Here is a 15,967-nt window from a genome sequence, read left to right as displayed (position 1 = left end):
CTGCGCGGCCCCGGGGTGACGGCGCGGCAGCGGATATCCGCTGCGTTTCCGGCCCGGCATCTTGGCCCGGCCCGTCCGCATCCCCATTCTGTCGAATCCGAGTTCTCGAACGAAGCCGCCGGCGCCCCGGCGGCGCCAAAGGCCGTATGACCGAAACACTGACGTCCGGCGAAGCCCGCCTCCAGGCGCAGGCCGCCCCCGAGGGCGAGATCGCCGCGGCGACCCACACCCTGGTAATCGGCCCCTACCTCGCGCGCAGCGCGCACGGCGCCGGGCACGGGCCGGCCGAGCCGACCCGCTCCGTCGAGGCGCGGCTTGACGAGGCGACCGGGCTTGCCGCCGCCATCGAGCTCGATGTGGTCGAGAGCCTCGCGATCAGCCTGCCGCGGATCCGCCCGTCGACCTATCTCGGCAAGGGCCGGGTCGAGGAGATCGCCGGCCTGATCCGCGCCCGCGAGATCAGCCTCGTGGTGATGGATTGCGCCCTCTCGCCCGTGCAGCAGCGCAACCTGGAAAAGGCCTGGGGCGCCAAGGTCATCGACCGTACCGGCCTGATCCTGGAGATCTTCGGGCGCCGCGCCTCGACCCGCGAGGGCACGCTCCAGGTCGAGCACGCCCACCTCGCCTACCAGAAGTCCCGGCTCGTCCGCTCCTGGACCCACCTGGAGCGCCAGCGCGGCGGCTTCGGCTTCCTGGGCGGCCCCGGCGAGACCCAGATCGAGGCCGACCGGCGCATGATCCAGGAGCGCATGACCCGGATCGAGCGCGACCTCGACGCCGTCGTCCGCACCCGCGGCCTGCACCGGCAGAGCCGGGCGCGGGTGCCGTACCCGATCGTGGCGCTGGTGGGCTACACGAACGCCGGCAAGTCGAGCCTGTTCAACGCCCTGACCCGCGCCGAGGTCACCGCCAAGGACATGCTGTTCGCGACCCTCGACCCCACTGCCCGGGCGACCAAGCTGCCCCACGGCGAGACCGTGATCCTGTCCGATACGGTGGGCTTCATCTCCGACCTGCCGACGCCGCTGATCGCGGCCTTCCGGGCGACGCTCGAGGACGCCATCGAGGCCGACGTGCTCCTGCACGTGCGCGACGTCTCCCACGTCGATTCCGAGGCCCAGGCCGAGGATGTCGGCGCGGTGCTGCGCGAACTCGGCATCGAGACCAGCGCCGACCGGATCATCGAGGTCTGGAACAAGGCCGACCTCCTGGACGACGACGAGCGCACGCGGCTCCTGAACCTCAGCGGCCGAGGCCAAGACCCGCAACGACCGCGACAGCGCCGCGCCGGTCCTGGTCTCGGCGCTGACCGGGGAGGGGCTCGCCGCGCTGTCGGCTCGGATCGAGGCGCGGATCGGGCGCAACCGGGCGAGCTTCGCCGTGGCGCTGCCGCCGGAGGACGGGGCGGCGCTGAACTGGCTCTACGAGAATGCCGAGATCCTCGACCGCCGCGCCGAGGCCGACGGCACCCTGCACCTCGCGGTGCGGATCGCCCCCGAGAAGGAGCCGCGCTTCCTCAACCGGTTCGCGGCGGCGCGGCGCCTCGGCCGGGGCGGTTGATGGTCTCGGGCAGCGTCGGCAACCCGCCGCTTCCCGTCCTGCAGGACGCGCGGTCGCCGGCCGAGGGCCGGGTGGATCCGGGATCGGACGACAGAGCGGTGCTGCGCGCCATGCAGGCCGGCGGCGGCCTGCGGCTGCTCGGCCTGCGGGTCGTGATCGTGCTGGTGCTGCTGATGGCGGCCCAGGCCTATGACGGCTCGCTGCACGCCCTGAGCCACTGGCTCATCCTCGGCCTCTACGGGCTCGGCACGGTCTGGTTCGGCTTGGGCGAGCGGAGCGGCGGCCCGCGCGCCGAGGCCTATAGCTGGGCCGGGACGCTGCTCAATGCCGGGCTCGCCGTCTACGTCATCATCGAGCACATGCTGGCCGGGGGCGGGGCCGGCCTCGGCGCCGACGCGGTGAGCCGCCTGCCGGCCTTCCTGCTTCTGCTCCAGACCGGCCTGAGCATGCGGGTGGCGCAGACGCTGCTGTTCTGCGGCCTGGTCACCGCCTGCTGGAGCGCGGCCTTCCTGGTCGGCGTTCTGTATCCGGAGCTGTTCCCCGGCCCGGACACGTTCCCGACCGCGCAGATCACGGGCCTCGCCACCTTCGCGGCGGCGGGCCTGCTGGTGGTCGACGGCACGACCCGCCTGCGCGCCGCCGTGACGCGGGCCCTGCGGATGGAGCACGAGCGGACCCAGCTCGCGCGGTTCGTGCCCGACACGGTCGCCCTCGACCTCGCCGCCGAGGACGGGGACTCGGCGCTCGGCGTCCACCGGCGCCACGCCTGCCTGATGATCCTCGACATCCGCGGCTTCTCGCGGCTCTCCCGCGAGCACCCGCCCGAGGCGATGGTGACGGCGCTGCTGGCCGTCCGGGCGGTCGCGCAGGCGGCGGTGTCGGAGCAGGGCGGCGTCGCCGACAAGTATATCGGTGACGCGGTGCTGGCACAGTTCGTGTTCGGCCAGCCCGGCGCGCAGGCGCAGGCGGCCTTGGCCTGCACCCTGTCGATCCGCCGGCGGATGGCCGCCCTCAACGCGGCGCGGGCGCGGGAGGGCCTGTTCACCCTGCGCCTCGTCGTCGCCCTGCACGCGGGCGACCTTCTGGTCGGGGTCTTCGACGACGGCGTCCGGGCCGAATACACGGTGCTGGGTCCGGCGATGAACGCCCTGGCGCGGATCGAGACCCAGGCCAAGGCGGCCGAGATCGAGGTCGCGGCCTCAGGCGATTTCCTGGATCTGCTCGACGGGGCGCTCCCCGCCGGCCTCCGCGCCGTTCCGGTGCCGCAGGCGCGGCTGCCCGAGCCGCTCGCGCTGTTCGCCCTCGCGGCGTGACGGCGGGGCACGGATGTCGCGGCGCGGATGTCGCGGCGCGATCGCGGGCGATGCCGGAACCCGGCCGGTGTTGATCCGTTCGGTCCGCGCGGCGCAGGGTCGCGGGGAGACATTCGTCCCATGAACAAGATCATTCTCGGCGCGACGCTCGCGCTCGGCCTCGTCCTCGGCGCAGCCAGCCCGAGCCTCGCCTCTCCGGGCGACGGCCTCGACCGGAACGCGGCCGCGCAGGGCAATGGCCGCTTCGGCGGCATGCACCGCAACGCCCGGATGGAATCGCGGATGATGCGGCATCGCGCCCACCGGATGCACCGCCACCATCATCGCCACCACCGCTGATCCGTCCAGCCACGCGGGGCTGATCGGACCTCCGACACCTTACGGTTCGGCCGGTTTTCGGCGATCCGTCGTGCCGGACGGTGGCGGGCGAGCGGGCTTCTGCTACGCCCGTCACCGGATCGAGCGCCCCTCCGTGACGGGCGCGGCGCCACGAGGGATTGATGCTGGGATCGGGATGGTTGGGGCGCCTCGCCCTCGGGTGCCTCGCGGCTCTGGCCGCATCGGTCCCGGCGTTGGCGCAGGACAAGGCGGTCCCGCCCCTCGTCTTCACCGGCATCCCCGACCAGGACGAGAGCCGCTTGGTCGAGCGTTTCGGCAAGGTCGCCGCCTATCTCGAAGCCAGGCTCGGCGTGCCGGTGCGCTACATCCCGGTGAAGAGCTACCCGGCGGCGGTCACGGCCTTCACCAACGGGCAGGTGCAGCTCGCGTGGTTCGGCGGCTTCACCGGCGTCCAGGCGCGCAAGGCCGTCCCGGGCTCGCAGGCGATCGCGCAGGGCGCTGAGGACGCGGCGTTCAAGACCTACTTCATCGCCAATGCCGCCACCGGGCTGAAGCCCGGGAAGGACTTCCCGAAAGACATCGCCGGCAAGACCTTCACGTTCGGGGCCCGGGCCTCGACCTCCGGGCGGCTGATGCCCGAATATTTCATCCGGCAGGCCTTCCCGGGGCGGAGCCCCGACCAGGTCTTCCCCCGGGTCGGCTTCTCGGGCGACCACACCCGCACGATCCAGCTGGTCCAGTCCGGCGCCTTCGCGGTTGGCGCCGTCGACTACGCGGTCTGGGACCTCGAGACGAAGGCCGGCAAGGTCGACCGACACGCCGTCACGGTGATCTGGGAGAGCCCGGCCTTCCCCGACTACCAGTGGACCGTGCGGGGTGAGGTGGAGCGGACCTACGGGGCCGGCTTCACCGACAAGCTGCGGAATGCCCTGACCGGCATCACCGATCCGGCGATCCTGGAGCCGTTCGGGCGCTCGAAATTCGTGCCCGTGACCAACGCCGCCTACGCGCCCCTGCTCGAGGTCGGCCGGTCGACCGGCCTGCTGGACTAGAGCCGTGTCGGGCGGGACCGGATCCCGGGCGGCAATCGTTCTCGCCGATGCTGCGGCGTCTTATGGTGGGCGCCCGGTGCTCTCCGGGATCGACCTGACCGTGCGGGCGGGCGAGCGCGTCGCGCTGATGGGCCGCTCGGGCGCCGGCAAGTCGACCCTGATCGGCCTGATCCACGGGCAGGCGCCCGAGCGGGTGGCGCTGGTGCCCCAGGCGGCCGCCCTGGTGCGGCCGCTCTCGGTGTTCCACAACGTCTATATGGGCCGCCTCGACCGGCGCTCGACCCTGCACAACCTGCGCACTCTGGTCCGCCCGGCCCGGGCCGACGTCGCAGCCGTGGAGGCGGTCCTCGACCGGGTCGGGCTGGCGGACAAGCTCTGGGCGAAGGCCGGTGCCCTGTCGGGCGGCCAGCAGCAGCGCGTCTCGGTGGCCCGCGCCCTGTACAACGGCCGGCCGATCCTGGTGGGCGACGAGCCGGTCTCGGCGCTCGACCGCCAGCAGGGCGCGCGGATCCTCACCGCGCTGGCGGCGAGCCACGAGACCCTGATCCTGGCCCTCCACGACGTGGCCCTGGCGCTCGCCCATACCGACCGGGTCGTGGTGCTGGACGCCGGCCGGATCGTCCTCGACGCGCCGGCGCGGGATCTCGACCCGGCGCGGCTCAGCCCGTTCTACGAGGCCGCCTGATGCGGCTCGCCGCGTTCCTGCCGCGGCCCGGCTACGCGGCGGTGAGCCGCTGGTTCCTGGCGGCGGCGCTGGCCGGCCTGCTGGCGGCGGACCTGCAGGTCACGACGCTCCATCCGTTCGCCGACCTCGCCCGCCTGCTCGGTGGCCTGATCCGGCCCGATTTCCTCGCGGTCGAGGGCTGGAGCGTCCTCTACACCGTGGCCTTCGCCATGCTCGGCGTCGGGCTCGGGGCCGGGACGGGGCTGCTGCTGGCGGTCCCCTTCGCCCGCTCCCGAACGGTCCGGCTCGCCTGCGCGGGGATCCGCGCCGTCCACGAGCTGTTCTGGGCGCTGCTGCTAATGCAGGTGTTCGGGCTCTCGGCGACCACCGGCGTGCTGGCCATCGCGCTGCCCTACGCGGGCATCTGCGCCAAGGTCTATGCCGAGCTGATCGAGGAGGCCGACCTCGCCGCCGTCCGGGTTCTGCCCGCCGGCACCGGCGCGGTCTCGGCCTTCCTGTACGCCCGCCTGCCGGAGGTCGCCGGGCGGATGCGCGACTACACTCTCTACCGCCTGGAATGCGGCCTGCGCTCCAGCCTCGTGCTCGGCTTCATCGGCCTGCCGACCATGGGCTTCGCCTTCGAATCCGCCTTCCGCCAGGGCCGCTACGCCGAGGCCGGGGCGCTGCTGCTGATCTTCTACGCGCTGATCGGCACCCGCCGGCTCTGGGTGCGGGCCCGGACCGTGCCCGTCCTGCTGGTCGGCGCCGCCCTGGCCCTGCCGCCGGCCGTCGGCAGCGCGGCCATCGGCCCGAGCCTCGCGCGCTTCCTCGGCCACGACGTCGTGCCGGCGCCGCTGCGCGGGGCGTCGCTCGCGGACGGGGAGACCTGGGCGCGGCTCTGGTCCTGGCTGCGCCCGATCCTGACCGAGCAGGTCCTGCCCGGCACGGCCCAGACCCTGATCCTGGCGCAGATCGCGCTCGCGGCCACGGCGCTCGGGGCGCTGGTCCTGTTCCCGCTCACCGCACGGCGCTTCGCCGGCCGCCTCGGGCTGCCCCTCGGGCGGGCGCTCCTCGTGGTGGTGCGCTCCACCCCGGAATACATGCTGGCCTATGTCGGCCTGCAGCTGCTCGGCCCCTCGATGCTGCCGGCGATCCTCGCGCTGGCGCTGCACAATGCCGGGATCGTCGCCTACCTGATGGGCCGGCACGCCGACGCGATCCCCTACCGAGCCGACGCGCCAAGGGGCCTCGACCTCTACGCCTACGAGACCGTACCGCGCCTCTACGGGCAGTTCCTGGCCTACCTGCTCTACCGCTGGGAGCTGATCCTGCGGGAGAGCGCGATCTTCGGCATCCTGGGGGTCACCACGCTGGGCTTCTACGTCGATGCGGCGGTCTCGGAGCTGCGCCTCGACGTGGCGTTGGTGCTGATCGCCACCACCGCCCTGGTGACGATGGCGGTCGACGCGCTCTCGCGGGCGCTGCGCCGGTCCCTGCGGATCGACGCCCTGCCGACCCGGCTCTCCGGGCCGCAGCCGATCACCGGGGCGGAGGCTGCGGACGGCTGAACGGCGCCGGATCGGTGTTCGGTCCCGTCCGTCGCCGGTCCGGCAGCGCCGGCCTCCGAGGCGCCCTCCGACCCGCGCGGTGCTTCGGGCGGCTCAGGCTGAGGGAGGTGGATCCGGACGCGGCCGGCTTCGACCGCCGCTCCGTCTCAGCGGCCGCGGTGCCGGCCCGCCTCGGGGCGCAGGTGCAGGAAGCTGCGCTCGCCGGTGGCGGCTTCGGCCACGTGCTGGATCGTGTCGAGCAGGTCGGCCACCGCCTGGGGTGCGGTGGGACGGAACTGGGCCTTCGGCTCGACCCAGCGCTTCTGGGTCCGGCCCGCGGCGATCTGCGCCTCACTGAGCGCGTCGAAGTCCCGGCGTCGCGGCATGGCTGATCCCTCCATGGGAAAATCTGCCCGGAACATGGTTGACGAACGGTTAATTTCGGGGCGCGGCCGGTGCGGCGGGATGCTGCGGGCCGCCCCGGCTTGATCGCCGCACCGGCCGGGCCTAAACAGCAAAACCCAAGGTAAATCAATAGATTAGTTTGATTATAAACTGCAGCCCTCGAGCGGCCGCCTGTCCCTGCGCCGGATCCCGGCCGCGGTGACCGGGTCCGCCGGACTCGCCCTCGGGACTCGGGTCGCCGACACCCTGGCGGGCTTGCGCCCGCTGGCGCCGTTCTTCTGCCTGTACGTGTCCTTCGGGGCCACGCTCGGGTTCCTGTCCGGCGGGGCGCCGCTGATCCTGCGGGCGCGGGGCGTGGAGCTGGCCGAGGTCGGGCTGCTGCAGCTCATCAACCTGCCGGTGGGGCTGACCTTCCTCTGGGCGCCGCTCCTCGACCGCCTGCGCCTGCCGGTCCTCGCGCACCGGATCGGCTGGATCGCGGCCGCGCAGGGCGCGGCCGTCCTCCTGCTGGCGACCTTGAGCTTCGGCGAGCACTGGCCGCTCCCGGCGCTCCTCACCCTGGCGATCGCGGCCTGTGCCTGCGTGGCGACCATGGACATCGCCCTCGAAGCCCTGGTGGTCGAGACCGTGCCGGCGGCGCAGCGCGCCCCCATGGCCTCGGCCAAGCTGTGCGGGGCCTCCCTCGGCGGCATCCTGGGCGTCGGCGTGCTGGTCGGCGCCTATGACAGCCTCGGCTGGCGCGGCGCGGTCCTGGCCTGCGCCGCCCTCGACGCCCTCTGCCTCCTGCCGATCCTCGGCTACCCGGAGACCCGGCGTCATGGCGCCGGGGGCCGCCCGGAACGATGGTCGGGGTCGCTCGCGCGGCTGCGCCTGCTGGCGGGCCGGGTGCTCGCGCTCGGGGCCTATTTCGCCGCCTCCTACCTGCTGGCCGGGCCCAACACCCTGGCCCTCCTCGATCTCGGCGTGCCGCTTGCGCAGGTCGGATTTCTGACCGGCACCGTGCTGCCGGCGGTCAACCTGGTCATGGCGCTGGCGGCCGGCGGGCTCGCCGCCCGGTTCGGCACGGTCCGGCTGATCGCCGCGGGGGCGCTCGGCGTCCTCGCCTCCGGGGCCCTGATGGCCGCCGCCTGCGCGGCCGGATCGGCCGATCTCGGGGTCGCTGCCACGATCCTGAACTTCGTCGCCGGCGGGTTCCTGGGCGTACCGGTGTTCAACATGATCTATCGCTGGGCCCAGGGGCCGAAGCCCGCCACCGACTACGCGCTGCTGTTCGGCGCCGCCTTCTTCGCCGCCATGCCGCTGCGGGTGGCCGCCCCGGCACTCGCCGGCTGGATCGGCTGGCCGGGCTACTTCGCCGCCACTCTGCCGCTCTACGCCGCCGCGGTGGCGTGGCTCGCCGTCGCGGTGGGTCGGACCCTGCGGGCCGACGGGGCGGCGCGATGATCGCCGAGGTCGCCGCTCAGGTCCCCGACTCCCTCGCGGCCTACCGGGGCGGCGTCGCCGCCGGGCCCGGCGGGGCGCAGGCCCTGCCGCTCTGCGCGCTGCGCGACCCCGACCTGTTCGACGCGACCCTCTCGGCCTTCGCGGCGGGGCTCGGCCAGGATGGCGACACGGGTTGCGGCAGCGCCTGCGCGGCTCCCGACCGACGCGTCCTGGTCTCGTACTGGAGCCAGTTCTACCTGGCCGCGCTGGCCACCCCCGCCCTGACCGCCCTGATGCGCCTCGGCCGGCCGCTGCCCCTCGCCTTCGACGCCCTGCGCCTCGAACTCGACGCGACCGGCCGCCCAATCCGCTTCCTCATCCCCGAGGCGGAGATCGGCTGCGACCCGGCGCCCGGCCTCGCCGGACTGGTCGAGGCCCATCTGCGTCCGTTCGTGGAGCTGTGTCAGGCCCGCTGCGGAATCGCGCCCCGAATCCTCTGGGGCAATGCCGCGGTGATCCTCGACTACGTCGCCCGCGAACTCGACACTGCGCTCGGGGACGGGACGGGGGCGGCCTGTGACGACGTCGCGTCCTGCCTCGGATGGCGCGCCGGCCCGGCCTGCGCTAGGAGCCCCCTGTCGCAGGCGCTCTGCCCGGGCGCCGCGGGCTGCCGGCGGCGACGCGTCTGCTGCCTGCGCCACCGCCTGCCGGGGGTGCCGTCCTGCGGCGCGCTCTGCCCCGCCGCCTGCGCCGCCCAGAATTGATCCGAACCGCGATGCTGAAGGCCTTCCTCGCCTATTACCGGCCGTACCGGACCCTGTTCCTGGTCGATTTCGGCTGCGCGGTGCTGTCGGGCCTGCTGGAGCTCGGCTTCCCGGTGGCCGTGAAGGGCTTCATCGACAGCCTCCTGCCCCGGCAGGATTGGGGCCTGATCCTGCTCGCCGCCGCGGCTCTGGCGCTGGTCTACGTCGCCAATGCCGGACTGATGGTGGTGGTCACCTACTGGGGCCACGTGCTCGGCATCAACATCGAGACCACGATGCGGGCGCGGGCCTTCGACCACCTGCAGAAGCTGTCGTTCCGCTTCTACGACGGCCAGAAGACCGGCCACCTCGTCGCCCGGGTGACCAAGGACCTGGAGGAGATCGGCGAGGTCGCCCATCACGGGCCCGAGGACCTGTTCATCGCCGTGATGACGCTCGTCGGCGCCTTCGCGCTGATGCTCATGGTCCACGCGCCGCTGGCGCTGATCACCGCGGCGATCCTGCCGGTGATCGCCTTCGTGTCGATCCGCTATGGCGGCCGCATGACCCGGAACTGGCAGGCGCAGTACGGCCGGGTCGGCGCCTTCAACGCCCGGATCGAGGAGAATGTCGGCGGCATGCGGGTCGTCCAGGCGTTTGCCAACGAGCCCCACGAGCGCGCCCTGTTCGCCCGCGACAACGCCCGGTACCGCGACACCAAGCTCGAGGCCTACCGGCTGATGGCCGCGGGCCTGTCGATCAACTACCTGGGCCTGCGCCTCGTCCAGATCGCGGTGCTGCTGGGCGGTGCCGCCTTCGTGGTCCGGGGCGACCTGACGCCGGGCGGCTTCGTGGGCTTCCTGCTCCTCGTCGGGGTGTTCTACCGGCCGCTGGAGAAGATCGGCGCCGTGGTCGAGACCTACCCAAAGGGCGTGGCCGGCTTCCGCCGCTACCAGGAGCTGCTCGCCACCGAACCCGACATCACCGACCGGCCGGACGCCCGCGCGGTCGAATCCCTGCGCGGCGACATCCGCTTCGAGGGGGTGGGGTTCGGCTACGGTCCCGGCCGCCCGGTCTTCACCGGCCTCGACCTCGCGGTGGCGGCCGGCGAGGCGGTGGCGTTCGTCGGCCCGTCGGGCGTCGGCAAGACCACCCTCTGCGCCCTGCTGCCGCGCTTCTACGAGGTCGAGGCGGGCCGCATCACCGTGGACGGCATCGACATCCGCGACATTACCCTGGCGAGCCTGCGCCGCCAGATCGGCATCGTGCAGCAGGATGTGTTCCTGTTCGCCGGCACGATCCGGGAGAACATCGCCTATGGCCGCCTCGACGCCACCGAGGCCGAGATCGACGCGGCGGCCCGGCGCGCCCGGCTCGGCGCGCTCCTCGACAGCCTGCCGGAGGGGCTCGACACGGTGGTGGGCGAGCGCGGCGTGCGCCTCTCGGGCGGGCAGAAGCAGCGCCTCGCCATCGCACGGGTGTTCCTGAAGAACCCGCCGATCCTGATCCTCGACGAGGCGACCTCGGCGCTGGACACGCAGACCGAGCGGGAGATCCAGCGGGCGCTCGCCGAGCTCGCCCGCGGGCGCACGACCCTGGTGATCGCCCACCGCCTCGCCACGATCCGGGACGCCGACCGGATCGTCGTGCTGGGGGAGGGCGGCGTGGTCGAGCAGGGCCGGCACGCGGCGCTTCTCGCCGCGGCAGGTCCCTACAGCCGCCTGCACGCGGCCCAGTTCGGGAGCGGAGAGGGCAACCCGGTCCTCGCCGCGGAGTAGGGCGGCACGCGGCACCGACCGGGTAGAGGCCGGACAGGCAGCAGCATCCCCGTCTTTGCGGCAGCCTGCGCGTGGTCGAAATCCGACGCTCGGTCCTTACTCGCGGCGTCCGAGAGGGGTGGCTTTCTGCCAATCCGCTTTCGGACAGCAATGACGAAAAGCGGACCGTGGAGCCCGGCTCCAAGGTGGGAGGCACCGCCGCTCTTCCGAGCCGGAGAGCGATCAGGATCTCAGCCGGGACGCCTGCCGGAACTCAGTGGGCGTCAGTCCATGCTGCGCCTTGAAGCGGCGGGAAAAGTGAGCCTGACTGGAGAAGCCACAGCTATACGCCACTGTGCCAATCGGCAGATGGTCGTGCTCAACGCTGCCCAGCTGGTGGCCTGCTCTCAGAAGGCGACGCTCCCAGATGTAGTCGGAGACGTGCCTGCCACGCTCATGAAACATCTCCTGCAGCCTGCGCAACGAGACGCCGACAGCCGCGGCGAGTTCCGGGGGCCCAAAGTTCGGGTCGCCTAGGTGAGCCTCGACATAGGTCTTGGCACGCTGGACCGTGACCGCTTCATGCAAGGGGCGAGACAGCTCCTGTGCCAAGCGCTCGGCGATGCTGGCCGCGATCAGATCGACGCCGATCGCCGACATGCGGTCCGCGACGTCCGGCGCGAGCCGGTGACCGACACGCATCAATTCGGTCAGAAAGCCTGTCGCCAAGGCTGTGCTGCCGAGGTCCGCACCGATGGTCAGCCCGCTGTAGAGACGGGCTGGGCCGAGAAAAGTCTCCAGCCGCTCACGGGGGATGTGGAGGGTGAGCATCTGGCTGCCCGAGGCGTACTCCTGCGCAGCCGGATTGCTGTCGAGCACCACGAGGTCGCCGGGACGTTGCACGGAGGTCCTGTCGGATTGGCTGGTCTTTGCAACTCCCGCGAGTCGGAGGAAGACTCCAACGGCGTTCTCCTGACCATGACGCCGGACCAGATTGGGCGTCGCCTCAGCGCGTAAAGAGCTATGCGAAGAGCGGATCGCTTCGATGGAGCCTATCCTGGCAAATTCGAGCTTACCGCCGAATGGATCATCGCTCAGGCGCTTCAGCTCGGTCGGCACGCGCATATCGGATATCGCATCGCACCAACGTCCAAATCTGTCGCGAGGATGAAAGCTCTCCGTTGTAAACAGTGTGTGCATTTGTTCGATTGTGTGAAATATCGTTTTGCCGCTTCAAGGATTTGTTATCTGCAACGGCACATAGTTGAAAAGACACATATTATCGAATGTCTGAAATGTCAAAAAGCCTAATTTTGGCAACTTAAAGTAGCCTTCTGATAAAGGCGATGGGTCACGGGTCTGTTGTATCGTTGGGATGATCACGTATATATCGGCGATTATAATAGTAGTTGGATATCATACTCATTTGATAAAATTGCATCGCCGGCTGAGATCCTGCCAATTGCTGCTGGATTGACCGGCCGACCTTGGCTGCACCGCAGAGGCTCACTCACCGTTCCGAGCTAAAATCGACGTGCGGCCGACGAACGGCTGCTTTCGAGCGGCGCGGATAGCCGCTGGCGCGGCCGGCATGGACCGGATCCGGAATGGCCCCACAGGGTGATGTTTTGCCCGTGAGCGTGCGAGCGCCAGACTTAAAGAGCGGACGTTCGACGTTCGGCTGGAGCCGGAATGGCAGCTTCGGGGGAGATCTGCTGGAAAAGCCTACGAGTGTTCAGCAGGCCAAAACAGATGGGATGACAATCGTTGGCGTTCGCCCAAAGCGAACCCCGCCAAGCTTGAACGTCTGAGGCTGCTCCTCAAAGACGGCTGGTGCGCTGCAGAAGCACGGGCCCGCGCCCCTCGCTCCCGAGCCGATCCAGCGGGTTGCGCAGCGGGCATTCCGTCTGGGAGAGGCAGCCGCAGCCGATGCACCCGTCCAGGCGGTCCCGCAGCAGGGCCAGCCCATCGATGCGTGCCTGAAGCATCGCCCGCCAGCCGCCGACCATCGCGCGGATCTGCGCCGCCGTGGGACGCTTGCCCGGCGGGATCGGCTTGAGGAGGTCCGCGATTTCCGCGAGCGACACTCCGAAACCCTGTGCCACCCGGATGATGGCCACCCGGCGCAGCACATCGCGCGAGAAGCGCCGCTGGTTGCCACCACTGCGGGTCGCCGCGATCAGCCCCTTCGCTTCGTAGAAATGCACCGTCGAGACCGCCACGCCGCTGCGCCGTGCGACCTCGCCGACTGTGAGGAACTCGGGCAGCGCGGTGCGCCGGACCGCGGATGCGGACATCGCTTGACCTCAAGTGAGCTTGAGGTTTCATACGGGCTGTCGACTTGCCGGTGCAAGTCCCCGGGCCGGGAGGCCGGGGTGCCTCCGGGGTCGACGCTTCTGCTGGTTCATGGGTGGGCGCGCCTCCGGTTCTGACGGAGCGGACGACGACATGAGCACGAAACCCATCCTCGCCCTGGTCAGCGGCGCCAACCGCGGCATCGGGCTCGCCATCGCCACGGGCCTTGCCCGGCAGGGCGCGCAGGTGCTGCTTGGATGCCGCGACATCGGCAAGGGCGAGGCCGCCTGCAACGCCCTGCGGGCGGAGGGGCTGCCGGTCCGCCCGGTCGAGCTGGACACCACCTCGGCGGCAAGCGTGACGCGTCTCGCCGAGATGATCCAGCAGGGCTACGGCTCTCTCGACGCCCTGGTGAACAATGCCGGCATCGGCGTGGATCACGACCCGATGCTCACCGCCGCGGACCGCCTGCGGCGGACCATGTCGGTCAACGTCCTCGGGCCGCTCCTGCTGACCGACGCGATGGTGCCCCTGCTCGAAGCGTCGGGGCGCGGCTGCATCGTCAACGTCTCGTCAGAGCTGGCCTCGTTCGGCCTGCGGTCGGACCCGAACTGGGCGTTCGCCGGTTTCGCGATGCCGATCTATCAGGCGTCGAAGGCCGCCCTGAACGCCCTGACTTTGAGCTACGCGGGACAGCTTCGGGACAGGAAGATCAAGGTCAACGCAATCTGCCCCGGCTACACGGCCACGGAAGCGACGAACTACGCCGGCACCCGCACGCCCGATCAGGCGGCAGTGGTCGCGATCCGGTATGCGCTCCTCGGCGAGGATGGCCCGACCGGCAGCTTCGCGAACGAACAGGGCGCATTGCCCTGGTGAGCATCGCAGCTTTCCAGAGACCGCGCTTCCACAAGGCAACGCGCAGGCCCGAGTGGGATCGTCGGTGACCTGTCCAAGCTCCCGGGCGCGTACGCCGCCATCGCCGACGCGCAGGGCCGCCAGCAGTCCTCAGCTTTGCGTTGACGAAGGCCACCCAGAGCGGCGGCAAAGGTCTCTCGGGCGGCCTGCCTGACGGGACGGTGCCGTGACCGTGCCGGCGTAGAGATCAGGTCAGACCCAGAAGGGAACGAGCACGCCAAGTGCGACTGTCCCGACGACGCCCGGGACGTCATCTTGCGATCGCGCGTTCGCTCCACGAACGTGCGGTGCATCGACCGGCCTGTGTTCCGCCGCCGCCCGCGCAGACCGGTCGACAGCGCCTTCCGGCGGCATGGTGCGGTGAGGTCATGCTGTCGGTTCGCGGCGACCCGGCCCGACACTGGCCGTTCGCTCGACCGTCGAGGGCGCATCACGGCATACGAGCGGCGGAGCATATGTCCGCTTCCAGGATGCTCACGACAGCCTATAAATCGCTGAGTTGGGTCGGAAGCAGACCGGACGGCGGGTACCAAGCGTCGGATTTCGACCACTAAAGCTGCGGCCGTGTCCCCGCCTCCGTGGACTCGCGCACGACGAGGCGGGTGGGGAACAGCTTCTGCGCGAGGTCGTCCGGCGTGCGCGTGCCCTCGATGACCTCCACGAGCGTCGCGAAGGCGAACCGGACCATCTCCAGGGTCGGCCCCTCGATCGAGGTGAGGCTCGGGATCGTGAAGGCGCTCTGGACGCAATTGTCGAAGCCGACGACCCGGATCGCCCCGGGGACGTGGACGCCGCGATCGTGCAGCGCCTTGAGCACCCCGAAGGCCACCCGGTCGTCCGCCGCCACGATCGCGTCCGGTCGATCCGGACGGTCGAGCAGGCTGAGCGTCGCGCGATAGCCGTCCTCGGATGTCCAGCCGCACGGGACGACGAGATCGTCGCGCAGGGGCAGCCCCGCTTCCGCCAGCGCGTCCCGGTAGCCCCGGAACCGCTCGGCGACGGTCGGCGACCGCCGCCCGTCCTGCGCGCCCTTGAGGAAGCAGATCGACCGGCTGCCCGTCCGGGCGAGGTAGCGCACCGCCTCGTAGACCGCGTCGCGCTCGGCCCGCGCCGCGAAATGCGCGCCGGGCGCGTCGAGGCCGAACACCACGAACGGGAAGCGCTTGGCCTGCAGCATCGCGATCAGCGGGTCGTCCCGACACTCCGCGAAGACCACCATGCCGTCGACCCGGGCCTCGCTGACCAGGCCGGTGATCCGGCTCAAGCCGTCGGGAGCGTCGCGGCACCAGCGCCGGTGGATCAGCGTGTAGCCGTGCTGGTCGGTCACGGTCGCGAAGGCCTGCAGGAGGAGGCCCTCGTCGGTCTCCTGCATCAGGCCGGCCGCGTCATCGGGCCGGGCGCCCACGGCGAACACGCAGGCGATGCTGCGGCTCGGCTTCTTGCGCAGCGAGCGGGCCGCGAGGCTCGGTACGAATTCCAGGTCGCGCATGGCGGCCTCGATGGTCTCGCGCGTGGTCCGAGCGACCTTCTCGGGATGGTTCAGGACCAGGGAGACCGTCTGGAAGCTCACGCCGGCCCGCCGCGCGACATCCTTGATCGTCATCTGGCCCATCGTCACCTCAGCCCCGGTTCATCCGGCAGGGCCGGCGCGCCCCGGACGCGCGGTGCCGCGCGAAGCCCGAACGCGGCCTCGTCCGATCGGCCAGTCTAGAGCCGGCCGGATCGGAGATAAAGCTGCACACCGAGCGTGGAGACACCGGCGAATAGGATGAATACCGGCAGATCTGACACGAGAACGGTCTCGCCAAGCCGGTATCGCCAAGATCGACCCGCTGATCCGGGCGCGCGTTGCGGGAGCTTGAGCAGGAACCTTGTCCGCGTCGTGAGGTTCGCCAAGCAGCACCTCAGCGATGATCGGGGCGTCGGGTGCCTCATCCCATTGGAACCTGTCC

At 71.0% G+C, this 15,967-nt stretch carries 13 protein-coding genes and 1 pseudogene; 10 read left to right on the top strand and 4 right to left on the bottom strand.

The genetic code is table 11. The features are described 5' to 3' along the window. The first annotated feature begins 146 nt into the window (after positions 1-146). The 6 genes and pseudogenes from hflX to M6G65_RS09300 all read left to right on the top strand — a co-directional run bounded on the left by hflX (position 147) and on the right by M6G65_RS09300 (position 6,496). Positions 147-1,560 (top strand): annotated as a pseudogene (gene hflX / locus M6G65_RS09325) (GTPase HflX). After that, entirely contained in the window at positions 1,560-2,873 is a 1,314-nt protein-coding gene (locus tag M6G65_RS33695) for an adenylate/guanylate cyclase domain-containing protein (RefSeq protein WP_347710483.1), read from the top strand. Before hflX ends, M6G65_RS33695 begins: the two are co-directional and overlap by 1 nt. A gap of 120 nt (positions 2,874-2,993) precedes the next feature. Continuing rightward, on the top strand, positions 2,994-3,212 hold the full coding sequence (locus tag M6G65_RS09315) for a hypothetical protein (RefSeq protein WP_192709181.1): 219 nt from the start codon (positions 2,994-2,996) through the stop codon (positions 3,210-3,212). 161 nt (positions 3,213-3,373) lie between these two features. Beyond that, positions 3,374-4,264, top strand: coding sequence for a putative selenate ABC transporter substrate-binding protein (locus M6G65_RS09310; protein WP_238195720.1), 891 nt, complete (start codon positions 3,374-3,376; stop codon positions 4,262-4,264). Between the two features lie 4 nt (positions 4,265-4,268). Then, complete coding sequence (locus M6G65_RS09305; protein WP_250103851.1) at positions 4,269-4,949, top strand: ATP-binding cassette domain-containing protein; 681 nt, start codon at positions 4,269-4,271, stop codon at positions 4,947-4,949. Then, entirely contained in the window at positions 4,949-6,496 is a 1,548-nt protein-coding gene (locus M6G65_RS09300; RefSeq protein ID WP_238195722.1) for a PhnE/PtxC family ABC transporter permease, read from the top strand. Before M6G65_RS09305 ends, M6G65_RS09300 begins: the two co-directional genes overlap by 1 nt. 146 nt (positions 6,497-6,642) lie before the next feature. Here M6G65_RS09300 and M6G65_RS09295 read toward each other — a convergent pair whose 3' ends face one another. Further along, positions 6,643-6,861, bottom strand: a complete 219-nt coding sequence (locus M6G65_RS09295; RefSeq protein ID WP_238195723.1) for a hypothetical protein — start codon at positions 6,859-6,861, stop codon at positions 6,643-6,645. Between the two features lie 217 nt (positions 6,862-7,078). Here M6G65_RS09295 and M6G65_RS09290 point away from each other — a divergent pair, with 217 nt between their 5' ends. The 3 genes from M6G65_RS09290 to M6G65_RS09280 are packed head-to-tail and all read left to right on the top strand — an operon-like array spanning position 7,079 to position 10,823. After that, a complete protein-coding gene (locus M6G65_RS09290; RefSeq protein ID WP_250103850.1) occupies positions 7,079-8,323 on the top strand; it encodes an MFS transporter in 1,245 nt (414 codons plus the stop codon). Further along, entirely contained in the window at positions 8,320-9,066 is a 747-nt protein-coding gene (gene fhuF, locus M6G65_RS09285) for a siderophore-iron reductase FhuF (RefSeq protein ID WP_238195725.1), read from the top strand. The genes M6G65_RS09290 and fhuF overlap by 4 nt, the downstream gene beginning before the upstream one ends. Before the next feature lie 11 nt (positions 9,067-9,077). Beyond that, positions 9,078-10,823 (top strand): ABC transporter ATP-binding protein, encoded by a 1,746-nt coding sequence (locus tag M6G65_RS09280; RefSeq protein ID WP_238195726.1) that lies wholly within the window; start codon positions 9,078-9,080, stop codon positions 10,821-10,823. A gap of 222 nt (positions 10,824-11,045) precedes the next feature. Here M6G65_RS09280 and M6G65_RS09275 read toward each other — a convergent pair whose 3' ends face one another. Together M6G65_RS09275 and soxR are read right to left on the bottom strand one after the other, a co-directional pair. Beyond that, on the bottom strand, positions 11,046-12,002 hold the full coding sequence (locus tag M6G65_RS09275; protein ID WP_283214837.1) for a helix-turn-helix domain-containing protein: 957 nt from the start codon (positions 12,000-12,002) through the stop codon (positions 11,046-11,048). A 620-nt stretch (positions 12,003-12,622) separates the two neighbouring features. Next, entirely contained in the window at positions 12,623-13,099 is a 477-nt protein-coding gene (soxR, locus tag M6G65_RS09270) for a redox-sensitive transcriptional activator SoxR (protein ID WP_238195728.1), read from the bottom strand. A gap of 151 nt (positions 13,100-13,250) precedes the next feature. On the opposite strand from soxR, the gene M6G65_RS09265 reads away from it, so the two are divergent. Next, positions 13,251-13,976, top strand: a complete 726-nt coding sequence (locus M6G65_RS09265; RefSeq protein ID WP_238195729.1) for an SDR family NAD(P)-dependent oxidoreductase — start codon at positions 13,251-13,253, stop codon at positions 13,974-13,976. 589 nt (positions 13,977-14,565) lie between these two features. On the opposite strand, the gene M6G65_RS09260 is transcribed toward M6G65_RS09265, so the two are convergent. Continuing rightward, a complete protein-coding gene (locus tag M6G65_RS09260; protein ID WP_238195730.1) occupies positions 14,566-15,618 on the bottom strand; it encodes a LacI family DNA-binding transcriptional regulator in 1,053 nt (350 codons plus the stop codon). Positions 15,619-15,967: the final 349 nt, after the last annotated feature.

The sequence above is a fragment of the Methylobacterium tardum genome, from assembly GCF_023546765.1.
Taxonomy (GTDB): Bacteria; Pseudomonadota; Alphaproteobacteria; order Rhizobiales; family Beijerinckiaceae; genus Methylobacterium; species Methylobacterium tardum.
The sequence above is the reverse complement of the archived record's forward strand: the minus strand, read 5'-3'. Positions and strand labels throughout refer to the sequence as shown.